Origin of the sequence: Rhodococcus sp. IEGM 1306 (assembly GCF_036541985.1) — a bacterium.
Classification (GTDB): Bacteria; Actinomycetota; Actinomycetes; order Mycobacteriales; family Mycobacteriaceae; genus Rhodococcus_F; species Rhodococcus_F qingshengii.
In genome coordinates this window covers 937922-959228 of record NZ_JAZHFF010000001.1, presented here as the reverse complement: position 1 = coordinate 959228, position 21307 = coordinate 937922, and the positions used below count along the sequence as shown (strand labels likewise).

Below are 21307 nucleotides of genomic sequence, written 5' to 3'. Positions count from 1 at the left end.
CACAGAATCTCTTCGCCCTCACACTATTGCCCAATGACGGCAAAAAGGATTCATCAGCCGACGCGAGTCCCGAATCGGACATTGGGTGTTCGGGTGGACTGCGGCAACGGCCCCGCCAACATCCCTTTCGGGCGTCAACGAGGCCACCGGTGCCGGATTCGCACGCAAACCCTGGCTACTCGATCCACGTTAGGTGAAGAACCCGACCGGTCAGAAGTGAAAAAAGTCCTGTCAACAAGCGCCCAAAATCGGGTTTCGTACGCAGGAGATCCCGAACCACCTGCTCTGCTGTGCGCCTTTGTTAACCGCCGGCGGTTAATAAAGGCGCACAGCAGGGTCAGTCACAAATCTTGCGGAACTTCTCGATCAGCTGCACTCGGCCGTTGCGGTCGGCCGCCAACGGCGTGACGTTGAGCGTCGTGACACCGGCTTCGGCGAAGGCTGCGACGCGTTCCTTGACGTAGCTCTCGGGACCGATCAACGACACTGCGCGAACCAGTTCGTCCGGCACTGCTGCTGCGGCTTCGTCCTTCTTGCCCGCGAGGTAGAGATCCTGGATCTTCTCGGCGGCCTCTTCGTAGCCGTAGCGCACCGCGAGATCGTTGTAGAAGTTCTTGCCCTTGGCGCCCATGCCACCGATGTAGAGCGCAAGGCTCGGGCGTACCCAGTCGAGCATGTGGTCGACGTCGTCACCGATGGCCAGTGCCGGCGACGCGTACACCTGAAGCTCACCGAGGCTCGGATCGCGCTTGGCCTTGCCCTTGGCGATCGGCTCACCCCACACGCTTGCTGCCTTCTCCGGATGGAAGAAGATAGGTTCCCAGCCTTCGGCGATTTCCGCCGTCAGCTCGACGTTCTTGGGTCCGAGCGAAGCGATCAGGATCGGGATGCGCTCACGCACAGGATGATTGATCAGCTTGAGCGGCTTTCCGAGTCCGGTGCCCTTCTCGGCGGGGAGGGGAACCTGGTAGTACTTGCCCTGGTACTCGACCTTCTCGCGGCGCCATACCTGACGGCAGATCTCGACGACCTCACGTGTGCGTCCCAGCGGAGCGTCGTACTTGACGCCGTGGAACCCCTCGATCACCTGCGGTCCGGAAGCGCCCAGTCCCATCACGAAGCGACCGTTGGAGACGAAGTCCAGGCCCGCCGCCGTCATGGCGGTCAACGAGGGCGTACGGGTGTAGATCTGAAAGATTCCCGAAGCGAGTTCGATGGTCGACGTCTTGGCCGCCAGGTAACCGAGCTGGCTGACGGCGTCGAAGGAATACGCCTCCGGGACGAAGGCGATGTCGAGGCCCGCCTTCTCCAGGTCACCGACCTCTTCGACGGTTTCGGCGAACCCGCCGCTGTAGTTCAAACCCATACCGATACGCACGTTGTAACCCCAATCCTGACGATTGCTGCCGTGTGCGACGCGCACACGAGCAGTGGTACTCCCATCGAACACTTACTCACATCGAACACTACGGAACCTGAGTCCGCATTCATGTGACTACCCCGTTCATATTCGATGACCGAAATGAACGGGGTAGTGGGAGAGCCTGTCGAGGGTCAGGATTCTTCGGGGCGAACCACCATGACGGGGCACTTGGCCGAAGCGATCAGGGTGTTGCTGGTCGAGCCGAGCAACATGCCGCGGAATCCACCGCGACCACGGCTTCCGACTACGACGAGCTGCGCTTTTGCCGACCAGTCCAACAGCCGTCCGCGTGGGTTGTCGAGGTATACCTCGCGCCGGACCTTCACGTCCGGGTATTGCTCGGACCATCCGGCCAAGCTCTCGCTGAGTACCGCGTGCTCTTCCTCTTCGAGAGACTGCGGGGCAAGCGCAGCGGCCCTCGGGTCTTCGAATGCCGCACTGCCGAGGTCACTCCACACGTGCAACGCCACCAACTCGACTCCGCGGAACGACGCTTCCTCGAAAGCCGCACCGACGGCCTGGGCGCTCAATGCGCTGCCGTCGACGCCGACCACTACGGGTCCTTCCGAGGGCACCGCACCATCGCGGTCTCGGACGACGATGACCGGACACTTGCCGTGACTGGCCACACCGACCGCGGTATTGCCGAGGACTGCTGTCGCCGCCTTGCCTGACGCCGACGCTCCGACGACTACCCGCCTGGCTTGTGCCGAACTCTCGATCAGCCACTGAGTTGCGCTGCCGATGGCGATTTCGGTGTGAACTTCGAGTTTCGGATCGATCTCACGGGCGAACTGTTCCGCCTCCGCCAAGATCGCTTTTCCGGCCTCTTCGACCCATTCGTACACCCCACCCGCGTCGACGTACGGTCCGCCGAAACCGTAAGGCGCGAAGTCGAGAGCGTGGATGATGTCGAGTCGCAATTCGCGCTGGGCGGCGATTTTCGCGGCCTCGCGGAGCGCTGTGGACGCAGTGTCCGAACCCTCGACTCCGACAACAACACTGTTATGTTCGCGTGAACTCATGTGCCCACCTTCCTGAAGAAGTAACCGAGCCACTTTCACTCTAACCATCCCACTTGTCCGGCTTTTTTGGGGTCGCCCCCTCTTCATTTCGGGGACTTAGGTCCCCGAAACTGTTGACGGATAGGAGAATTAGCAGAGCAATCAGGACCAGGTGTGAACAGGATCTCCCGTCCGCATGTTCTCCACGTAACCGCGGAGCATTCCGGTGAGCGCAGTCGAGCGGTCCGCGCCCGAGGCCTCCGCGTGCGCCACTTGCTCGCGTTGCCAGGCGGCACCGGTCTGCCGATTCATGCACCGCCCTTCGATCACGCCGAGGTACCGATCGCGGGCCGCGGCGGACAATCCGAAGTCGGCCAAACCCTCGTCCGCCAACGGCAGCAGCCTTCGCAGGACCAACTCGTCGGCACCGACCCAACCGATCTCCGGCCAGTACAGGGTGGCGTCGAGTCCGTACTTGGCGCCGATGTGCAGGTTCTCTTCTGCCGCATGGAACGACATGTGCGACCACAGTGGCCGTTCCGCATTCACCAATGCGCGAACGGTTCCGTAGTAGAAGGCCGCATTGGCCATGATGTCGACGACGGTCGGCCCGGCCGGCAGCACCCGATTCTCGATACGCAAGTGCGGCTTGCCATCCGAGCAGTCGTAGACGGGCCGATTCCAGCGATAGACCGTGCCGTTGTGCATCTGAAGCTCGCTCAACTCCGGAACCCCGCCCGCCGCGAGCACTTCCAGCGGATCGGTGTCCGAGACATCAGGGAGCAGCGCCGGGAAGTACCGTGAATTCTCCTCGAACAGGTCGAGAACCGAATGGATCCACCGCTCACCGAACCACACTCGCGGTCGCACACCTTGGTTCTTGAGCTCGAAAGTTCGGGTGTCCGTTGCCTGTTCGAAGATCGGAATGCGTGATTCGTGCCAAAGCGCCTTCCCTGCCAGGAAAGGAGAATTGGCCGCAAGCGCCACCTGTACTCCGGCCAGACACTGCGCGGCATTCCAGTGCGCTGCGAATTCTTCCGGCGCGACGCGCAGGTGCAACTGCATGGACGTACATGCCGCCTCCGGCACCACCGAATTGGTGTCGGCCCGAAGGATTTCCACGTCGCCGCCGGGTAGCGCGACACCTTCGACGTCGAGTTCGATGTCCTCTCCTCGCGCGGCAAAAATTTGCTCGTTGAGCAATTCGTAGCGCGGGTTGGCGGTGATCCACTCACGATCGAGATGCTCGAGCTGCAGGGTCGGCAGCATCCCGATCATCACCATCTCGGCGTCGTGCGCGTGGATTCGCGCGTCTGCGACGTCGAGGGACGCCCGCAGTTTCTTCTCCAATTCGAAAGTCGCATCACCGGTGAGTGGGCCGGGCTCGACGTTCATCTCGACGTTGAACTGTCCGAGCTCGGTTTGGAAAACCGCAGAGTCGTCGATGGATTCGAGCACTTCACGGTTGGACATCGCGGGCGTCATGTCGCCGGTCACGAGGTTGAACTCGATCTCCATGCCCAACAGCGGAGCGGGCTTGTCGACGGCGTCTCGGAAGTCACCACCGTCGAGCATCTGCTTCATGGCGTCGACGCACGAGCGCACCTTCTTACGAAAGAGCCTACGGTCGGCTCTGGTGAATTCTCGCGCCGTGACCTCTGCACCCATTGCGCATTCCCCCCTTCGACGATCAACGTCACTGAAGGCTATCCGTCCGGTGTCACCGACAAACGAGAACTGCGGTGGCACCAGGAAGAATTTCCCGACGCCACCGCAGTTCTCCGAAAGTTTCTTCTACGAGTTGTCGACCCAGGTGACAGCTACGCCGCGAGCCTGCAGCCACGCTGCGGGATCGACCTTTGCGCCGTTCTCGGCAACCTCGAAGTGCAGGTGCGGGCCGGTGGACTGGCCACGGTTACCCACGGTGGCGATCTGCTGGCCGGCGTTGACGCGCTGGCCGACGTTGACCTGGTAGTCGTTGACGTGGCCGTACGTGGTGACCGTGCCGTCGTCGTGCTGGACGCGGACCCAGAGGCCGAAACCTGACGCCGGGCCGGCGTCGATGACCTGGCCGTCGGCTGCAGCCAGAATCGGCGTACCGATCGGAGCCGCGATGTCGAGGCCACCGTGGTGTGCTCCCCAGCGCGAACCGAAGGTGGAGGTCAGCGTTCCGGACACCGGCTGCACGGTACGAGCTGAGGTGCCGGGGTTGATCCCAGCGAGGAACTGCTGTGCCTGCGTGTTGAGGTCGGCAGCAAAATCGGGAAGCTCGGGGATGTCGAGAGCCGGAAGTGCCGCCAATTCAGCCGGAACGACAACGCCCTCGGGAAGCAGACCCTGCGGGATTTCGATGCCGGCGATGGTCTGTGTTGCCGGCGCCGCAGCAGCGGTTCCTGCACCCATCTGGCCTGCACCGACGAGGAGCGCACCGGTAGCCGCAGCTACGACACCTGCCTTGACACCGGCACCAGGGCCAGCCGACGGGGTGCGGTGGCGGCCGCTTGCTGCCTCGGGATCGATCTCGAAGACAACATCGTCATTGCCCGTGCGGTGGTGGTTTCCCACAGTGTGTACTCCGTCAGTCGTCGGCGTGCAGCGTCCTTCTGATGAAGCCCGCTCCTCTGTCTGCCGAAGAATGTAACAGTTTGATCAAGGCGGCCGCCACCGTTACCCGATCTTGACCAAAACTATTTGTCGCCGTTCTGTCGGCTGGCGTCCAGTTCTGACTTGAATGCGTCGTATCGTGCCCGGTGAGCGGGTCGACGCCGGATGATCGCCCACGCGATGCCCAGAACCACGAACCAGATCGGCGTGACGAGAAGTGCCTGCAGGGTGTCGTCCTTGGTTGTCAGTGCCCAGAGAATGAAGACGAAGAACGCGAGCACGACCCAGCACATCACGATGCCGCCGGGCATCTTGAACTTCGACGCCTCGTGCAGGTGCGGACGACGCTTCCGGTACACCATGTAGCTCGCCAGGATGATCGTCCATACGAACATGAACAGCAGCGCCGAAATGGTCGTGACGACGGTGAAGGCCTCGATCACGGAATCGCCCGAGAACAGCAGGATCAACGAAGCCAGCAGGAAGATGCACGAGAACATCAGGGCGTTCGCGGGGACCTTGCGTGAGTTCAGCTTGCCGAGGGCCCTCGGTGCGTCGCCTTCCTGCGCAAGGCCGAACACCATGCGCGAGGTGGAGTAGATACCCGAGTTGGCCGAAGATGCAGCGGAGGTCAGCACGACGAAGTTGATGACAGAAGCAGCGATGCCGAGGCCGGCGAGTGTGAACATGGCGACGAACGGACTCTTGTCTGCGCTGATTTCACGCCACGGAGTCACCGCGATGATCACGGTCAGTGCAACGACGTAGAACAGCAGGACACGAATGGGGATGGAGTTGATGGCCTTCGGCAGGTTCTTCTCCGGGTCCTTCGCCTCGGCTGCCGTCGTACCGACGAGCTCGATACCCACGAAGGCGAACACGGCGATCTGGAAGCCGGCGACGAAGCCCATGAATCCGGTCGGGAACATCCCGCCGTCGTTCCAGAGATTGTCGATACCCGAGGTGGCACCGTTCGGCGCCGTGAACCCGGAGACGACCATGACGATGCCGACGACGATCAGGCTGACGATGGCGATGATCTTGATCAGCGCGAACCAGAACTCGGTTTCACCGAAAGCGCGAACGGTCGGGAGATTGAGGAGCAACAGCGCCGCGATCGTCAGCAAAGCAGGAATCCACGCCGCGAGCCCTGGCCACCAGTACTTGAAGTACCCGGAAATCGCGATGACGTCCGCGATGCCGGTGACGATCCAGCAGAACCAGTAGGTCCAGCCGGTGAAGAATCCCGCCCAGGGGCCCAGCAGATCCGCGGCGAAGTCGGAGAACGACTTGTACGCCATGTTCGAGAGCAGCAGCTCCCCCATCGCCCGCATGACGAAGAAGAGCATGAATCCGATGATCATGTACACGAAGATCACGGAGGGCCCGGCGAGCGAGATCGTCTTGCCCGATCCCATGAACAGTCCGGTGCCGATGGCACCACCGATGGCGATCAGCTGGATATGCCGGTTGGACAGCTGACGTGAGAGGTGGGGGTCTTCGCCGGACGGCTTCGTCAGGTCTGGTGTATTCGCGTGGTCGGACACGGAGGATCCCCCTCGTCATACGGTTCATCCGGGGCATCGAAATCGTGCCCGTCGGGGGAACCTCGGAAAATGTGCTCTCTCAAAGTACGCGTGCACTGGCTCACATCACGCATCGGAAAGCGGACGCCGATAACCTGTCGAGGTGAACACTGACAGCACGGCCCATCAAGACGGACATATCGCCGCGACGCTGTTCGATTTCTCCGGAACCCTCTTCCGTTTGGAGGAGAGCGACGATTGGACCGAGCACCTCGTCGATCACCAAGGCGATCCGCTCGACGTGCACGCTCAAGCCGAGCTGATGCGTCGGATGACCGCGCCGGTGGGCAGAACCGTGGAGATGGACGAAGCGGGGATCTACGCGTGGGAGAACCGCGACCGGGATCCGAAGTTGCATCGTCAGGCTTACCTCGACGTGTTGAGTAAGTCCGGGGTGCCCGATCCGGTTCGGGCCGAAGCTTTCTACGCCCTGCTGGTCGATCCGGATCAGTGGTCGCCGTACCCGGATACCGGCGAGGTCCTGAAGTCACTGTCGGAGAAGGGCATACGCACTGCCGTCTTGAGCAACATCGCCTTCGACATCCGTCCGGCGTTCGCCGACCGCGGCTGGGACGTCTGGGTCGACGAGTTCGTTCTCTCGTTCGAGGTGGGTGCAGTCAAGCCCGAACCGGCGATCTTCGAGTACGCCCTCGCACAACTCGATGTGGATGCGGCGCAGACTCTGATGGTCGGTGACAGCGACATCGCCGACGGCGCTGCCCGTGACGTCGGTTGCCAGTTCGCACTCGTCGATCCCCTGCCGACGACCGAACGCCCGCACGCGCTACTCGACGCAGTGCGGAAGTTCGGGCTTCTGTAGGGAGCGCTCAGACACCTTCGGTGAGTTCGCGCAACGACGCGTAGCGCTCGCGCACGTGGGGAGCTGGTTCGGCGTCGAATCGTCGCTCTTCCGGTTTCGGCCACACCGGCGGCTGCGTGTCCCCGGACAGTGCCCATGCTGCTTGCCTGCATGCCCCTTCGGCGACGTACTCACCCGGAGCAGGGATCACGACCGGCACTCCGAGAATTGCCGGCGCGATCTCACAGAGAGCGCGCGACTTCGCTCCGCCTCCCACGAGGAGAACTCGCTTCACCTCGACGCCTTGACGAACCAGGTCGTCGACGCCGTCGGCCAAGCCGCACAGGAGCCCTTCGATTGCGGCTCGTGCAAAGTGCGCAGGCGTCGAGTTCTGCAGCCGGAATCCGTGCATGGCCCCCGTGGCGTCAGGGCGGTTGGGCGTCCGTTCACCCTCGAAGTACGGAATCATGACCAGCCCGTCGTTTCCGAGGGGCGCCGTCGACGCCAACCGCGACAGTTCGGCGTGATCGACACCGAGAATGGACGCCGTCGCATCAAGAATGCGCGCGCCGTTGAGAGTGCACACCAGCGGCAAGTGCAGGCCGGTTGCGTCCGCGAATCCTGCCACGTTCCCGCCGGGATCGTGCGTGGGGGTGGCCGATACAGCCGAGACGACGCCGGATGTTCCGATCGAGATGATCACGTCACCGGGAACTGCTCCCAAACCCAGTGCGGCTGCGGCATTGTCACCGGTGCCAGGCCCGACAATACCTCCGGAACGTGTACTTCCGATCTTTTCGTTCGGCGATGCAACTCGGGGAACATGCGGGGTTCGACCGCGAAATGCCAACGCCAGCAAATCTTTACGATATTCGCGCGTCGAGGCAGCATAATAGCCGGTTCCACTGGCGTCGCCCGCGTCGGTAACAAGCTCCTCGATCGAGCCGGACCCACCCAACTTCCAGGACAACCAGTCATGCGGAAGACACACCGCGGCAGTGCGATCGGCATTGCCGGGTTCGTGATCTGCCAGCCATCGAAGCTTGCTTGCCGTGACCGCGGCGACCGGAACTACACCAACTGCGTCGGCCCACGCCTTGGGTCCGCCGAACTCTTCGACCAGATCGGTCGCAGCCTTCGCCGACCGAGTGTCGTTCCACAGCAACGCCGGTCTGACAACCTCGCCGCCACTGTCCAGACACACCATGCCGTGCTGTTGAGCTCCGACCGATACGGCTGCGACGTCGCCGAGCCCACCCGCCGCGGCGATTGCACTGTCCATCGCCTCGAGCCAGCATGCCGGATCTATCTCGGTACCGACGGGGTGCGCCGCCCGCCCTTCTCGTACCAGCTCTCCCGAATCGGCATCACGGACAATGACTTTGCACGACTGGGTAGACGAATCGATACCGGCTACGAGGGTCACACTGGCGTCCTTTCCGAAGGACCGTCAGCTCGCGTTGGCGACCGCGGGCATCCGGTTGCTGCGCTTACGCAGCGATCGCACATATTCTGCGCGCTCGGTCTCCGTCATTCCACCCCAGATGCCGTACGGCTCGTGGACGGAGAGTGCGTGTTCGCGGCACTGCTGGAGTACAGGGCACGTCGCGCAGACCTTCTTGGCGTTGCGTTCACGGTTCTCGCGGGCGTGTCCACGCTCGCCGTCCGGATGGAAGTACACCGCGGAATCGTGCCCGCGGCACGCTCCCTGCAGCTGCCAGTCCCACACTTCGGCGGTCGGGTACGGCATCGGAAGGTGCTTGTGCATGATGGCGACCTCAATTCCTTACTCGGGTGACACGGATTCGGGTGACTCTGGGCTGACGCCGGGTCGGACTTATCGACGCCTGACCGATTGGCCGAGTCGATGTGCACAGACCGTTGCGAGTTCGCCGGTGACCGGCGGAGTCAGCGCTACGACGCCGTCGTCGAGAATTGCCTGCAGCCTGCGGAAATACTCGTCCGGGGCGAGGCCGAAGGTTACAAAGATCTCTTCGTCAGGTCCACCGTCGAACTGCTGCCACTTACGTGCGAACTCGACGATCTCTTGTGTATCGGTGCGGCTCATCAGGTTCTCCCCTGTTTGTGCGCCCTGCTTCACAGAAACTGCGACTCGTCTCCTCGGACGCCCGTGGCAGTGAGTCAAGACACAGACTATGCCTACTTCTGCTTTTTCACAAGACCTACTTACGTCTTTTTGTGGACAAAGTATGCGAACTTTCGCACGCTGAAGTTACCGACGAGGAATGCTTGAATAGGACAATGACCCGACCGTCCACGACTCCGGCTACTGCGGGAGAGGTATTCACGCTGATACGCAGCGGTTCCGCAACCACGCGCAGCGAGATCGGGAAGCTCACCGGCCTGTCCAGGACGGCGGTATCGGCCAGGGTTGCAGCACTTCAATCGCTTGGTTTGATTGCCGATGACGACGAGGGCCCGTCGACAGGCGGTCGGCCGCCGTCCACTCTCACGTTCGCGAACTCGTCCGGCGTGGTTCTCGTCGTGGCAATCGGTCGATCGCGGGCACAACTTGCCGTCACCGACCTGGCGGGCACGATCCTCGCGGCAGAAGACATCGACAAGTCGGTCGGGGTCGGCCCCGACGAACTGATGCCCGAAATTGCCGAGCATCTTTCGTCACTACTGGCCCAGGTCCACCGCGCGTCTACCGAGGTCATCGGAATCGGACTGAGCATTCCCGGAACGGTCGACGTCGCCGCGGGAGCAAGCCTCGACTCTCCGATGATGGCGGGGTGGGACGGAGTCGCGCTTGCCCCCTATCTGGCATCGGTGACCACGGCTCCGCTGTTCGCGGACAACGATGCCAACGTGATGGCTCTGGCCGAATTGAGCGAGCGACGCGAGAGTGCGCCCAACCTCCTGATGATCAAGGCGTCAACCGGCCTCGGCGCAGGAATCGTCATGGGCGGAGTCCTCCAACGCGGTTCACTCGGAGCGTCCGGCGAGATCGGGCATACCAAAACCGCTGCAGCGCGGGGCATGAAGTGTCGCTGCGGCGACGTCGGCTGCGTCGAAACTGTCGCCAGCGGTTGGGCTCTCGTGCACGCCCTCCGAGATCAGGGCCGAAGCGTCGGTCACGTGCGTGATGTCGTCCGCCTCGCCCTGGACGGCGACAGCGAAGCCCGCCGGCTCATCAGAAGCAGCGGCCGACTGATCGGCGACGTCATTTCCGGCGCGGTCAATCTCCTCAATCCCGAGGTCCTGATCATCGGCGGCGACATGGCCGAGGCGGACGAACTCTTCCTCGCCGGGCTTCGGGAGTCCGTCTACGGCAACGCAACGGCGCTTGCCACCCGAAAGCTTCAGATCGCTTCGGTCAGCCACGGCGCACAATCCGGCATCCTCGGTTGTGCGGTTCTCGTCCTCGACCATCTGCTCAGCGCCAGGGAAATCGATCTGCGGATCGCGGCGTCACTCCACACGTGAGTCGCTGACTTCTCGCACGCTCCGCATCAAACAATCAGACTTTTCCGGCATCGCTTGTGTTGACGCTCACACTTCTGCATAATTCATTACCTACCGATCATTCGGTTGTCGATATCGACGATGAGATCGCGCAGGAACGCTCCGAGTCAGCCAAAAGCATGCACCGAGCACACCGGCAACGTCGCAGATCGAACAGCGTTTCTCCCCTGTTCCGACTTCGCAGTTTCACCGTGTCGGTGAACCACGTGACTGGCAGAAAGTAACTCGATGACCACAACCAGAACTGGCACCAAGCCCGCCGCGAAGGAATACGACCGCGCCGCGATGGCGTCGATGGTCGGCACCACCGTCGAGTGGTACGACTTCTTCATCTACGCCCAAGCTGCAGCCCTGATCTTTGCCGACCTGTTCTTCAAGCCGATGGGCTCGGCAGGCCAGATCGTCTCCTACGTCACGGTCGGCATCAGCTTTGTCTTCCGTCCTCTCGGTGCCATCGTGGCCGGCTATCTCGGCGACAGGCTCGGCCGCAAACGTGTCCTGGTCGCGACGTTGGCGATGATGGGTGCCGCGACGGTTCTCATCGGCGTGCTGCCGACGTATGCATCGATCGGAATCTGGGCACCGATCCTGTTGATCCTGCTTCGCGTCGTCCAAGGATTCTCGACGGGCGGCGAATGGGGCGGGGCCGCTCTTCTTGCCGTCGAACACGCACCCACCAAGCGTCGAGGATTCTTCGGAGCGTTCGTACAGATGGGAGTACCGCTCGGAATGTTGCTCGCCACCGGCGTTTTGGCACTGTGCACGTTCACCCTCACGGACGAACAGTTCACCACCTGGGGATGGCGGGTGCCGTTCCTGCTCAGCGTCGTGTTGATCGGCGTCGGCTTCTACATTCGAAGCAAGGTCAGCGAGTCACCCGTATTCGCCGAACTCAAGGAACGCCGCACCGAGAGCAACACGCCTATCCGAACTCTGTTCAAGAAACACCCGAAGCAGGTCGTACTCGCGGCGCTGTCCTTCATCGGCACAAACGGCAACGGCTACATGGTGATCGGCGGATTCATCGTCGCGTACGCAACCAAGACCTATGGCCTGGGTAAGACCGAACTACTGATTGCCACGCTCGCAAGTGCCGTCACGTGGGGCGTTTTCACCATGATCGGCGCCTACTGGTCGGATCGACGCGGCCGCACCACGGTGATGAACGTGGGCAACCTCGCAATGGTCCTCTTCGCGGTGCCGTTCTTCCTCCTCATCGACACCGGGAATCTCGGCTGGATCTACGTGGCGATGATCCTGTTCTCGGTCGGACTCGGGCTGTCGTACGGACCTCAACCCGCGTTGTTCGCCGAACTGTTCCCGGCTTCGATCCGTTACAGCGGTGCGTCGATCTCCTACGCGGTAGGCACCATCTTCGGCGGCGCCTTTGCTCCCACCGTCGCACAGTGGCTCCTCGGCAAGACCGGTGGCACCCTTGCCATCTCGATCTACCTCGCCCTGCTGGCCGCGGTCTCGTTCGTCGCCACGATGCTCATCAAGGATCGATCAGGACGAGACCTGATGGTGTAATCGACCTGAATGTGGACGCCCAACGGCGTCGCGATGCCGGAGTTTGTCAGCCGAACTTTCGAAAGGCGAACTCCGGCAACTTCTTCGCAGCATTCGCTGTGCGCACGATCTTGTGGTTCTTGCCTCGCATCAGCGCCAGTTGGATCCGCGATTCGATCCAGAACGCGCCGCGAGGCGAGCGGTTCCAGGTCTTGTGCAGCAACGTCTTCGTCGCTGCGACGGCGTCCGGCGAGCGAACCGCGATCTGCGACAGCAGTTCCTGCGCCGGCTTGATCGGATTGTCGCTGACTCCGCTCACGAACCCCCACTCGAGAGCCTGATTTCCGTCGAACAGTTCAGCAGTCATGGCGAGGCGTTTCACGACGTCCATTGCCGCGAGTTCGCGCATCGTGACCGTTCCGGTCATGTCGGGGATCAATCCCCACTTCGCCTCCATCACCGAGAACGTGCAATCGGGGGTGGTGAATCGAAAGTCTGCGGCGAGCGCCAATTGCAGTCCCCCACCGAAGCAGTGCCCGTGAACGACCGCGATGACCGGCACGGGCAATTCGCGCCACACCCAGCACGCGCGTTGAAAGAGGTTGGTCTTCTGACCGGGAAATTTCGCGAAGGCCTTCGCCATGCGCCTCGGTTGCTTACCCGCAGAGGCGAAGTCCAACCCGGCCGAGAACGCGTCACCCGCGCCTTGAAGAATCACGCCCCGGATCGAACGATCAGCTTCGATAGTTCGAGCGGCGTCCACCAGGGCGTCGAGCATGTCCAGATCGAGACCGTTGAGTTTCTCCGGTCGGCTGAGCATCACGTACGCCACCGACTGCACTACCTCGACACGAACGCGATCACTCACGGCTACTCCTTCGGTTAGACATACCCCCGACGAACTTACCTGAGAGTAAGTTCGTCGGGGGTCCGTCATGCCATCTCCGCAAGAAGTTCCATGGTCACTTTGCCGGCAGGATCCGAATCAGTGGATGAAGGCACGGCCACGACGGAGTCCACTCCCGCCGCTCGGTACGCCTCGAGTTGCTCGCGGGCATCGGCCGGAGTCCCGACGATTCCCACCGTTGCCACCATCGCGTCCGAGACCTGGCTCAAGAGCTCGCGCGGCGCGGCCCCGGCCCTGGCTGCCTCGATCACATCAGCGAAGCCCGCGCGGACGAACATGTCCGAGTACCCCGGAGCAGCCAGATACGGTACGAGCCCGCGTCGAAGTTGATCGATCGACACCTGTGACGGTCCATTCTCGGCGACGGCAGCCGGTGCCCACACCGACACGAAAGGCATGCCGGTTTCCAACTCGGCAGCGATTTCCTTGCACCGTGTGATCAGGCGCCCCGCTTGCTCCGGGCTGACCAGATTGAGCACCAGTTCGTCGCCCAACTCCACCGCGGCCCGAAGCGCCTTGTCCCCGAATGCCGCAACGATCAGCCGCCCACCTGGCGGCTGAAGTCGCAGCCGATATCCGCTGGTCCGCATCACCGTTCCGGCGACTTCGCCCCGTTCACCGTCCATCAGCGCTCGTACACCGCGGGCGGACTCCGCGAGCGCCCGAGCTGCCCCGGACCTGCTTCGTCCATGCCATTTTTCGACCACGACAGTGCTGGACGTACCCAAGGCGATCGACACGTGGCGCCCGGTGAGATCGGCCACCGACGCCGCCCCGATCGCGATCATCGCCGGATCACGAACCGTCACCGCGAGTGGGCCGACCACCAGTTCGGAGTACTCGAAGCCGACGCCGACCGACGTCGCCAGCGCAAAGGCGTCGTACGTCGCCATCTCCCCCACCCACACTCGGCCGAACCCCAGTTTGTCGGCGAGGCGCGCGGTAGTGGTCACCTCCCGCGGCGGACGGTCCTGCCACAACCCCAGGGAGATGTCGATGGTCGGCAAACCTCTACTCGAAGTCGGAGACAAGACCCATTCCCTCCAACAGTGTCGGACGGTCGTAGTACTCGAGCCACTCGGTGATCCGTCCGTCTGCCATGCTGAGGATTCCGACAACAGGAACGACGCCATGGGTACCGTCGAAGTGGAAGTCGTCCACTCGCTGCACAAATACCCTTCCGTCGATCACGCCGAGAGACTCGATCTTCAGTGTGATCCGTTCACACTTGCTTGCCAGTAACGCAATTCGGCCCGCAACGGCCTCCTTGCCGACAAGAGGTTCCTGCATGACGCTGTGGAGCACACCGTCTTCGGCGAACAGGTCGACGACGCGTGTCCAGTCCATGACGTCCCACGCCTGGAACATCTCACGCGCCAACGCAAGCTTGTCACTGTCGTTCATCACACTCATGCCACACTCTTCTGTCGAAGCTCACGCTTGAGGATCTTTCCGGTCGAATTGCGCGGCAGTTCTTTCCGAATCTCCAGCCGCTCGGGAAGTTTGTACGACGCGATGCGCTTGTCCTTCAGGAACGCGACCAGAGCGTCCAGCTCGAGTTCCGTCTCGGGCCGCAGCGTGACCACTGCTGCGACGCGCTCACCGAGTACTTCGTCGGGGTCGCCGATGACGGCCACGTCCGCAACGGCCGGATGCTCGGCGATCAATCCCTCCAGTTCGGCTGGGGCGATGTTCATTCCGCCGCGGATCACGAGGTCCTTCCCCCGGTCCAGGTAGCGGAGAAACTGCCCGTGATCACCGGCAATCTCGAAGATGTCTCCGGTGCAGAGGAATCCGCGCTCGTCGAACGGAGACGGCCGATCGCCGAGATAGCCGGCAAAGACCGTCGGTCCGCTGATTCGCAACTCACCCGGGTGCCCGACTTCCGTGATGTCCTCGCCGGTGACCACGTCGACCAAGCGAACGTCCATCCAGTCCGAGATTCTGGTGCTCCAGCGGAAGTTCTCGACACCGAAACGAGGGAAGTACCGTGCGCGGTCGTCCGGATCCGGCATGTCCGCAGGCGAGGAGAGCAGACTGATGCCTTCGTTGGACCCGAAGAAGTTGATGACTCCGATTCCATATCGCTCCTGCCATCCCCGCACCATCGGAGGTTGCAGTGGCACCGAACCCGAACCGATCCGAGTCAAGCTCGACAGGTCGACCGCCGCGAGCATCGACTCGTCGGCGAGCAGCATCCACAACAGCGCAGGCGGCGCTACCGTGTACGTCACGCGCTCGGCCTCGATCTGCCCGAGGAATACTCGAAGGTCGAACGGGTGATGCTGTACCAGTACACATCCCGTGCGGAGCCACGGCAGGAACATTCCGTTGATTCCGGCCATGTTGACCATCGGGAACGGGTTCAACAAGACGTCGCCGACTCCGATGTCGGGAGCGTCGATCGTGGCCCAGCAGATGGCCAGCCACTCGTAGTGCGAACGTGGGACACCCTTCGGTTCGCTTTCGGTCCCGGAGGTCCAACAGATCGTCATCGCATCGTTGGGGTCGTTGGGATCTTCGGTGATTCGTACATCCAATTCACTGCGCTGTGTTTCGGTGGCCGCCCGAGGACTCAGCCCCACGACACCGGCGGGCAACTGGGCCGGAAGCTCGGATGCGGGAGCGTAGGCGAACACCGATCTCAGAGAGGGAATCCGGGATCTGATTGCAGCGATCTCCGTAGCAGGGAGTCTGTCACCAAAACTGGGTACGGTGACAAATGCTGCAAACGCCGCCTGGTTTGCCATTCCTTCCACTTCACGTTCGCGGTACTGCATGGGCAAGGGTGAGACCACGATCCCCAGAGACCACGCTGCAAGGTAGACCTCGACCAATTCGACGGTATTGGGCATCTGCACGCCCAGAACATCTCCCCGGCCCAAACCCACCTCGGAGAAGCCGGCAGCGAGCGCGATGACTTCGCTCTCCAGTTGGTTCCAACTGAGGCGTCGCGGATCTCCGCCGGACAACTCGCTCCGGTTCGCCGGATCAACCACGGCAAGTTCGTCACCGCGTACCCGCACCTGCGCCCGGAACACCTGATCGATCGTCTCGTCGGACCACCACCCTTTCGAGGTGTATTCGTCCACCTTGACGCGAGGATGCAATCCCCTGTGTGCCTTGTTCATTCGCGTACTCGTTTCAGTTCTCGTAACGGCCGGAAATGTCGATCACGTCGCCCTGCTTCTCGAACGCCTGGGTAGCGGCGTTCCACTCGAACGGCTGGAATGCCAGGATTCCCAATGCATGGTCCGCGGTCATCGTGAATTTGATTCCGTCGATGAACATCGGCGGGTGGTAGTCCTGCGTTCGTGCGGCACTCATGATGCTGGCGCGTGAGAGTCCGTCAGACGACTCAGAGGCCCGAGTGAAGTTGTCCACCAACAGGTCACCGATGGCCCAGCCGTTCACGGTGTAGCTGTTGGTCGGGGAATCGGCACCGTGAGCAGCCGCACCGGCCAGGTAGTCACGTACCGCCGCGTCGTCCTTGTAGAGGGCGTTGTTGGGATCCTTGAGCCACACCATCACCTGCTGCCCGTCGGCAGCATCACCGGCGGGCGCATACAGCGTCGCACCGTCGACGCAGTTCGACGGTTGAATCACGGTGTCGGGCTTCCATCCGACACGTCCGATCGCCTGAGTGATCGCGAGGCAATCGGTGGTGACACCGGCCACCACCAATACCTCGGCGCCACTGGCCTTGAGGGTCGATGCCGCCGTCTTGGGGTCGGTCAGCGCCTCTTCGGCTGCGATCTCGAAGTTCGTTCCTTCGATCGCGGACTTGAAGCCGTTGGCGATCCCTTGTCCGGACTCGGTCTGGTTCGTGGCCAAGGCAACCTTGGCGCCGCTCGGATACTTCTTCTTCAGGCTTTCGACCACTACCTCCATCTCGACGCCCGGATCCGGAAGATACTCCGTGGTCCACGGAAAGTCTTCGATCACCCGGAACTCGGGCATGCCTGCCTGCGCGAAGAGCAGCGGAACACAGGCAGTGGTCTGGTCGTCCGCAATCGCGTTCAACTGGCCTGCTCCGAACGTGCCCAGAACGTCGACCTTGTCCTTCTGAATGAACTCTCCGACATTGGCTTTGGCGCGCTCCGGGGAGAAGGCATCGTCCTTGACCACGACGTCGAGCTTGACGCCGCCGACGCCGCCGGCCGCGTTCTCGACCTCGAACCGTGCTCGCATTCCTTCGATCACGTTGCCGACCGCGTCGGCGAGCGGGCCGGACGTCGGCCCACTCCACCCCACCGTGAGTTTGTCGGTGATCGGCGCCGCGGCACCACTGGGATCGCTGCAGTCGTCGACCGATACTGCTCCGGCCGAGGTCGACGTGTTGCTCTCTGCGTCGGAGTTACCTCCGCAGGCCGAAAGGAGTAGTGCCGCAGCGGCGATGACTGCGGGAATCGTGGTCTGCCTTTTCATATCGTCCAGTTCCTTGCTGTGAGTTGAGAGAAACGAGAGTGGGCGAGGGAGACGGCGCTCAGGTGCGGGGTTCACCTTCGCGATACTTGGGATGGTCTGCGGGAACCACGAGGACAAACCGTCGGAGAACGCTGTTGATCCGGCCGACGATTCCGTCCGGCATCAAGAACACGATCGCGATCAGCACCGCGCCGAACACCACTCCCGACACGGGGCCGTCGGTGACGCTTCCGGTGTAGTACGGCAGGAACACCACTGCCGTCGCCCCGACGATCGGGCCGAATTGCGTTGCGATTCCGCCCAACACCAGTCCGGTGATGAACTCGATCGACTTCATCAACGAAAAGGACTCGGGTGAGAGCGCGCCGATGTACATCGTGAACAGCGAACCTGCCAGACCGGTGATCGCACCGGAAAGTCCGAAAGCGAGAATCTTGACCCGCGCGACGTTGATGCCGTTCGCACTCGCCGCAATCTCGTTGTCGCGCACCGCAACCATTGCCAGACCGAATCGACTCTTGACGAGATTGCGGATCAGGAGCATGACCACTGCCAGCGTCACTACCGAAACCCAGAAGATCCAGAGATAGGTGTCCGCGCGGGTCAAACCCGTCCATTTCGGCGGGACCAGAAGATTCGCACGAACGACCATGCCGGCCGCGCCACCGGTGAGATCCCCGGTCTTGCGGATCACTTCGGGAAACGCCACAGCGACGGCGAGGGTAACGAGAGCCAGATACAGCCCTTTGATCCGCAAGGAGGGAAGCCCGACGAGAAGTCCTAGTACGAAACACAATACGACTGCCATCGGGATTGTGGTCAACGGCGAGTATCCGCGATCGACGATCAGAACGCCGGTCGTGTACGCGCCGAGGCCGAAGAAGGCAGAATGGCCGATCGACAGAAGTCCGGTGTACCCGCTGACGATATTCAGTCCGGCGATGGCAATCGCGATGATGAAGACACTCGTGAACTGCCCTACGCGAAACGGCGCGCTCTGCGACACGAGGAGCAGGGCACAGACGGCAGCCACCAGCAGAACCAGTTGGAGTATCCGGTACGACGTCGATCCGGCAACCACCACGCGCGGTCGCCTGACTGCCTTTTCGGCGACCGCGGGTTCATTTCTCTCGGCAAGCGTCGTCATACCCGCTCCAGTTTCTTGGTACCGAACAGTCCATTGGGTCTGACGAAGAGGATCACCACGATGATCAGTAGCGCGGATGTCTGCTGCAGCGAACCGCCGATGACCGAAATGTAGCCGCTGAGCATCGATTCCAGAACACCGATCGTCAACCCACCCACAACTGCGCCGACAAGACTGTCCAGACCGCCGAACAGCGCTGCCGCAGATGCTGCGATGAAGATCGGGAACATGGTCGTGAGGCCGAGTTGTTGCGGCGAGAGCGGAGTGACCAGGACACCGGCCAGTGCGCCGATCGCTGCCGCAACACCCCAGCCGATTGCGAGTATCCGGCTGGTCGGAACTCCGGCGAGAGTGGCAGATTCGGCATTGTCCGCGACGGCACGCATGTGCAGACCGACTCTCGTCTTGCGAAAGAGCAAGGACATCAACACAAGTAGGACAACGAGCGCAACCAGTACGCCCAGTGCGTCGCCGTACACGCGCGCGCCGCCCACCGAGATGTAGTCGGTGGGACCGTTGGGAAACGGGCTCGGCATGATCTTCGTTTCGCTCCCCCACAACATTCCGGCCAACGAGTTGAGCCCGGTGAACAATCCCAGTGCCACTATCAGCACTGCCATGTCACTTCTACGTTGAACCGGCCGGATGAGCAGACGCTCCATCAACGCCCCGAGCAGGAAGCCGAGAGCGAGAGCCGCTCCGATCGCGGCCCAGATCGGCCAGGACATCGTTGTGAGCCACCACGCCACGAAGGTTGTGAACAGGGCCAACTCGCCCTGAGCGAAGTTGATCGTGCCGGTGGCACGGAACACCACCACGAGTGCCAGCGCGAGAATTGCGTAGATCGATCCGTTGGTCAATCCGGAGATGAGTCGTTCGAGAAAGAGTGTCACCGTTTACTCCTGGTACCCGAGATAGGCGCTGCGCACGACGTCGTCGGAACGAAATTCCTCGGGCGTGCCGGCAGCGACGATGGTGCCTACGTCGAGCAGGAAGACCTTCGACGCGAGTTTCATCGCGAGATCGGCATTCTGTTCCACGATCAGCAGTGCAGTTCCGTCGCTCCGGTTGATAGCACCGAGTGTGTCGAACAATTCGGCGATGACGATGGGCGCCAGACCCAGGCTCGGTTCGTCGCACAAAAGCAGGGTGGGACGGCTCATCAATGCCCGCGCGACCGCGAGCATCTGCTGTTCACCGCCTGACAGCGAACCTGCCAACTGTGTGGACCTCCTCGCGAGCACCGGAAATGTCTCACACCACCGCTCGATGTCGGCCTCGATCTCCGCCTTGTCGTTGCGAAGCGCAGCGCCGACGAGCAGGTTGTCACGTACCGACAGTTGACCGAGAGTTCCACGGCCCTGTGGGACAAGGCTGACGCCGGCGGCCACGGCGCGTTCAGGTTTGGATCCGAGCGGCGAACCGTTGAAGGTGATCGTTCCCTGGTGCGGAATCAATCCGGCAAGCGCACGCATCATGGTGGTCTTGCCGGCACCGTTCGCGCCGAGAACAACAGCCACCCCGCCGGGTTCCACGTCGAGCGACACCCCGTGCAGTACATTGCCTCGCCCGTAACCGGCATGCAGATCGTCGACGCTCAGCAGGCTCATGCCGCTCGCCCCAGATAGGCATTGATCACGGCGTCGTTCTGCTGGATCTCCGCCGGAGTACCTTCAGCGATCTTGTGGCCGAAGTTCAGTGCGACAACGTGATCGGAGATACCCAGCACCAATCCCATGTGGTGTTCGACCAGAAGCGCTCCGAAGCCGAAGTCGTCGCGGAGCGAGACGATCAGTTCTCCCAACTCCTTGACTTCGCTGTGTGTGAGCCCGCCGGCGGGCTCGTCGAGCAGAAGCAGCGAAGGCTCGGACATCAATGCTCGTGCCAGTTCGACGCGCTTGAGTGTTCCGAACGGAAGGCCTGCTGCCGGCGCGTTCGCGACGTCGACGAGTTCGAGGCGTTCGAGCAGGTACCAGGCCTTCTCTCGCAGTTCTCGGACTCGGGCGCGCGCTGGAGGCCAGCCGAGAACCCCGCTCGCCAGTCCGAAGCGGCCCCGAGACGATCCGCCGACCATGGTGTTGTCGAAGACGCTCATGCCGCTGAACAGTGCGAGATTCTGGAAGGTCCGAGCGATCCCTGCAGATGCCAATGCATAGGGCCGCAATCCCAAGAGGTCGGTTCCTTGCCAGGTGATGACACCGCGACTCGGTTCGTAAATCCTTGTGATGCAGTTGAACAGCGTGGTCTTACCAGCGCCGTTCGGCCCGATGAGTCCGCAGATCTGGCCGGCGTGGACGTCGAAGCCGACGTCGTCGAGAGCCGTGACTCCGCCGAATTCGATCGATACATCGGAGAGCGTGAGTACGACCGGGTCATTCGCGGGTTGTGCGGGTGGTGTGTTTCCAAGCATT

At 62.2% G+C, this 21307-nt stretch carries 20 protein-coding genes; 3 read left to right on the top strand and 17 right to left on the bottom strand.

Annotated elements, in window-relative coordinates:
- Window positions 1-337: 337 nt before the first annotated feature.
- The 5 genes from V3587_RS04750 to cycA form a co-directional block, all read right to left on the bottom strand.
- Window positions 338-1378 carry an LLM class F420-dependent oxidoreductase gene (locus tag V3587_RS04750; RefSeq protein ID WP_007727670.1) on the bottom strand — a complete coding sequence of 347 codons (1041 nt, stop codon included), beginning with the start codon at window positions 1376-1378 and terminating at the stop codon, window positions 338-340.
- Window positions 1379-1554: 176 nt separating this feature from the next.
- Window positions 1555-2448 (bottom strand): universal stress protein, encoded by an 894-nt coding sequence (locus V3587_RS04745; protein WP_007727672.1) that lies wholly within the window; start codon window positions 2446-2448, stop codon window positions 1555-1557.
- Between the two features lie 141 nt (window positions 2449-2589).
- A complete protein-coding gene (locus V3587_RS04740; protein ID WP_050654664.1) occupies window positions 2590-4095 on the bottom strand; it encodes a glutamate-cysteine ligase family protein in 1506 nt (501 codons plus the stop codon).
- A 126-nt stretch (window positions 4096-4221) separates the two neighbouring features.
- Window positions 4222-4992: a M23 family metallopeptidase gene (locus V3587_RS04735; protein ID WP_003946431.1), complete on the bottom strand. Its 771-nt coding sequence runs from the start codon at window positions 4990-4992 to the stop codon at window positions 4222-4224.
- A 122-nt stretch (window positions 4993-5114) separates the two neighbouring features.
- The gene (cycA, locus tag V3587_RS04730) at window positions 5115-6578 is read right to left on the bottom strand and encodes a D-serine/D-alanine/glycine transporter (RefSeq protein ID WP_003946351.1); all 1464 of its coding nucleotides are present in this window, start codon (window positions 6576-6578) and stop codon (window positions 5115-5117) included.
- A 142-nt stretch (window positions 6579-6720) separates the two neighbouring features.
- On the opposite strand from cycA, the gene V3587_RS04725 reads away from it, so the two are divergent.
- Complete coding sequence (locus V3587_RS04725) at window positions 6721-7437, top strand: HAD family hydrolase (RefSeq protein WP_007727677.1); 717 nt, start codon at window positions 6721-6723, stop codon at window positions 7435-7437.
- A gap of 7 nt (window positions 7438-7444) precedes the next feature.
- On the opposite strand, the gene xylB is transcribed toward V3587_RS04725, so the two are convergent.
- From xylB to V3587_RS04710, 3 genes are all read right to left on the bottom strand, one after another.
- Entirely contained in the window at window positions 7445-8842 is a 1398-nt protein-coding gene (gene xylB / locus V3587_RS04720) for a xylulokinase (protein ID WP_047272588.1), read from the bottom strand.
- Between the two features lie 24 nt (window positions 8843-8866).
- Window positions 8867-9184, bottom strand: coding sequence for a WhiB family transcriptional regulator (locus tag V3587_RS04715; protein WP_003946343.1), 318 nt, complete (start codon window positions 9182-9184; stop codon window positions 8867-8869).
- A 69-nt stretch (window positions 9185-9253) separates the two neighbouring features.
- Entirely contained in the window at window positions 9254-9484 is a 231-nt protein-coding gene (locus tag V3587_RS04710) for a DUF3263 domain-containing protein (protein WP_030534904.1), read from the bottom strand.
- Between the two features lie 194 nt (window positions 9485-9678).
- Between V3587_RS04710 and V3587_RS04705 the strand changes: the two genes are divergently transcribed.
- Together V3587_RS04705 and V3587_RS04700 are read left to right on the top strand one after the other, a co-directional pair.
- Window positions 9679-10866, top strand: coding sequence for an ROK family transcriptional regulator (locus V3587_RS04705; RefSeq protein ID WP_003946405.1), 1188 nt, complete (start codon window positions 9679-9681; stop codon window positions 10864-10866).
- A 267-nt stretch (window positions 10867-11133) separates the two neighbouring features.
- Window positions 11134-12435: an MFS transporter gene (locus V3587_RS04700; protein WP_007727683.1), complete on the top strand. Its 1302-nt coding sequence runs from the start codon at window positions 11134-11136 to the stop codon at window positions 12433-12435.
- Between the two features lie 46 nt (window positions 12436-12481).
- Here the strand turns inward: V3587_RS04700 and V3587_RS04695 are convergent, their stop codons facing one another.
- The 9 genes from V3587_RS04695 to V3587_RS04655 form a co-directional block, all read right to left on the bottom strand.
- Complete coding sequence (locus V3587_RS04695; RefSeq protein WP_283376172.1) at window positions 12482-13282, bottom strand: crotonase/enoyl-CoA hydratase family protein; 801 nt, start codon at window positions 13280-13282, stop codon at window positions 12482-12484.
- A 65-nt stretch (window positions 13283-13347) separates the two neighbouring features.
- Window positions 13348-14352, bottom strand: coding sequence for an LLM class F420-dependent oxidoreductase (locus V3587_RS04690; protein ID WP_228232790.1), 1005 nt, complete (start codon window positions 14350-14352; stop codon window positions 13348-13350).
- A complete protein-coding gene (locus tag V3587_RS04685; RefSeq protein WP_021345212.1) occupies window positions 14333-14734 on the bottom strand; it encodes a nuclear transport factor 2 family protein in 402 nt (133 codons plus the stop codon). Before V3587_RS04685 ends, V3587_RS04690 begins: the two co-directional genes overlap by 20 nt.
- Window positions 14731-16452, bottom strand: a complete 1722-nt coding sequence (locus V3587_RS04680; RefSeq protein WP_030534908.1) for a class I adenylate-forming enzyme family protein — start codon at window positions 16450-16452, stop codon at window positions 14731-14733. Before V3587_RS04680 ends, V3587_RS04685 begins: the two co-directional genes overlap by 4 nt.
- 13 nt (window positions 16453-16465) lie before the next feature.
- Complete coding sequence (locus V3587_RS04675) at window positions 16466-17749, bottom strand: ABC transporter substrate-binding protein (protein ID WP_003939841.1); 1284 nt, start codon at window positions 17747-17749, stop codon at window positions 16466-16468.
- Window positions 17750-17807: 58 nt separating this feature from the next.
- Window positions 17808-18896 (bottom strand): branched-chain amino acid ABC transporter permease, encoded by a 1089-nt coding sequence (locus V3587_RS04670; RefSeq protein ID WP_021345215.1) that lies wholly within the window; start codon window positions 18894-18896, stop codon window positions 17808-17810.
- The gene (locus V3587_RS04665) at window positions 18893-19789 is read right to left on the bottom strand and encodes a branched-chain amino acid ABC transporter permease (RefSeq protein ID WP_003940241.1); all 897 of its coding nucleotides are present in this window, start codon (window positions 19787-19789) and stop codon (window positions 18893-18895) included. The genes V3587_RS04670 and V3587_RS04665 overlap by 4 nt, the downstream gene beginning before the upstream one ends.
- A gap of 3 nt (window positions 19790-19792) precedes the next feature.
- Entirely contained in the window at window positions 19793-20506 is a 714-nt protein-coding gene (locus tag V3587_RS04660; RefSeq protein ID WP_003939931.1) for an ABC transporter ATP-binding protein, read from the bottom strand.
- Window positions 20503-21306 (bottom strand): ABC transporter ATP-binding protein, encoded by an 804-nt coding sequence (locus tag V3587_RS04655; protein WP_021345217.1) that lies wholly within the window; start codon window positions 21304-21306, stop codon window positions 20503-20505. Before V3587_RS04655 ends, V3587_RS04660 begins: the two co-directional genes overlap by 4 nt.
- Window position 21307: the final 1 nt, after the last annotated feature.

What these genes read in the sequence shown, in the direction of transcription:
- V3587_RS04740 (WP_050654664.1), bottom strand. Translation starts at nt 4,095, where the DNA reads ATGGGTGCAGAGGTCACGGCGCGAGAATTCACCAGAGCCGACCGTAGG.
- V3587_RS04655 (WP_021345217.1), bottom strand. Translation starts at nt 21,306, where the DNA reads ATGCTTGGAAACACACCACCCGCACAACCCGCGAATGACCCGGTCGTA.
- V3587_RS04670 (WP_021345215.1), bottom strand. Translation starts at nt 18,896, where the DNA reads ATGACGACGCTTGCCGAGAGAAATGAACCCGCGGTCGCCGAAAAGGCA.
- V3587_RS04680 (WP_030534908.1), bottom strand. Translation starts at nt 16,452, where the DNA reads ATGAACAAGGCACACAGGGGATTGCATCCTCGCGTCAAGGTGGACGAA.
- V3587_RS04715 (WP_003946343.1), bottom strand. Translation starts at nt 9,184, where the DNA reads ATGCACAAGCACCTTCCGATGCCGTACCCGACCGCCGAAGTGTGGGAC.
- V3587_RS04705 (WP_003946405.1), top strand. Translation starts at nt 9,679, where the DNA reads ATGACCCGACCGTCCACGACTCCGGCTACTGCGGGAGAGGTATTCACG.
- V3587_RS04675 (WP_003939841.1), bottom strand. Translation starts at nt 17,749, where the DNA reads ATGAAAAGGCAGACCACGATTCCCGCAGTCATCGCCGCTGCGGCACTA.
- V3587_RS04660 (WP_003939931.1), bottom strand. Translation starts at nt 20,506, where the DNA reads ATGAGCCTGCTGAGCGTCGACGATCTGCATGCCGGTTACGGGCGAGGC.
- V3587_RS04685 (WP_021345212.1), bottom strand. Translation starts at nt 14,734, where the DNA reads ATGAGTGTGATGAACGACAGTGACAAGCTTGCGTTGGCGCGTGAGATG.
- V3587_RS04745 (WP_007727672.1), bottom strand. Translation starts at nt 2,448, where the DNA reads ATGAGTTCACGCGAACATAACAGTGTTGTTGTCGGAGTCGAGGGTTCG.
- V3587_RS04700 (WP_007727683.1), top strand. Translation starts at nt 11,134, where the DNA reads ATGACCACAACCAGAACTGGCACCAAGCCCGCCGCGAAGGAATACGAC.
- V3587_RS04710 (WP_030534904.1), bottom strand. Translation starts at nt 9,484, where the DNA reads ATGAGCCGCACCGATACACAAGAGATCGTCGAGTTCGCACGTAAGTGG.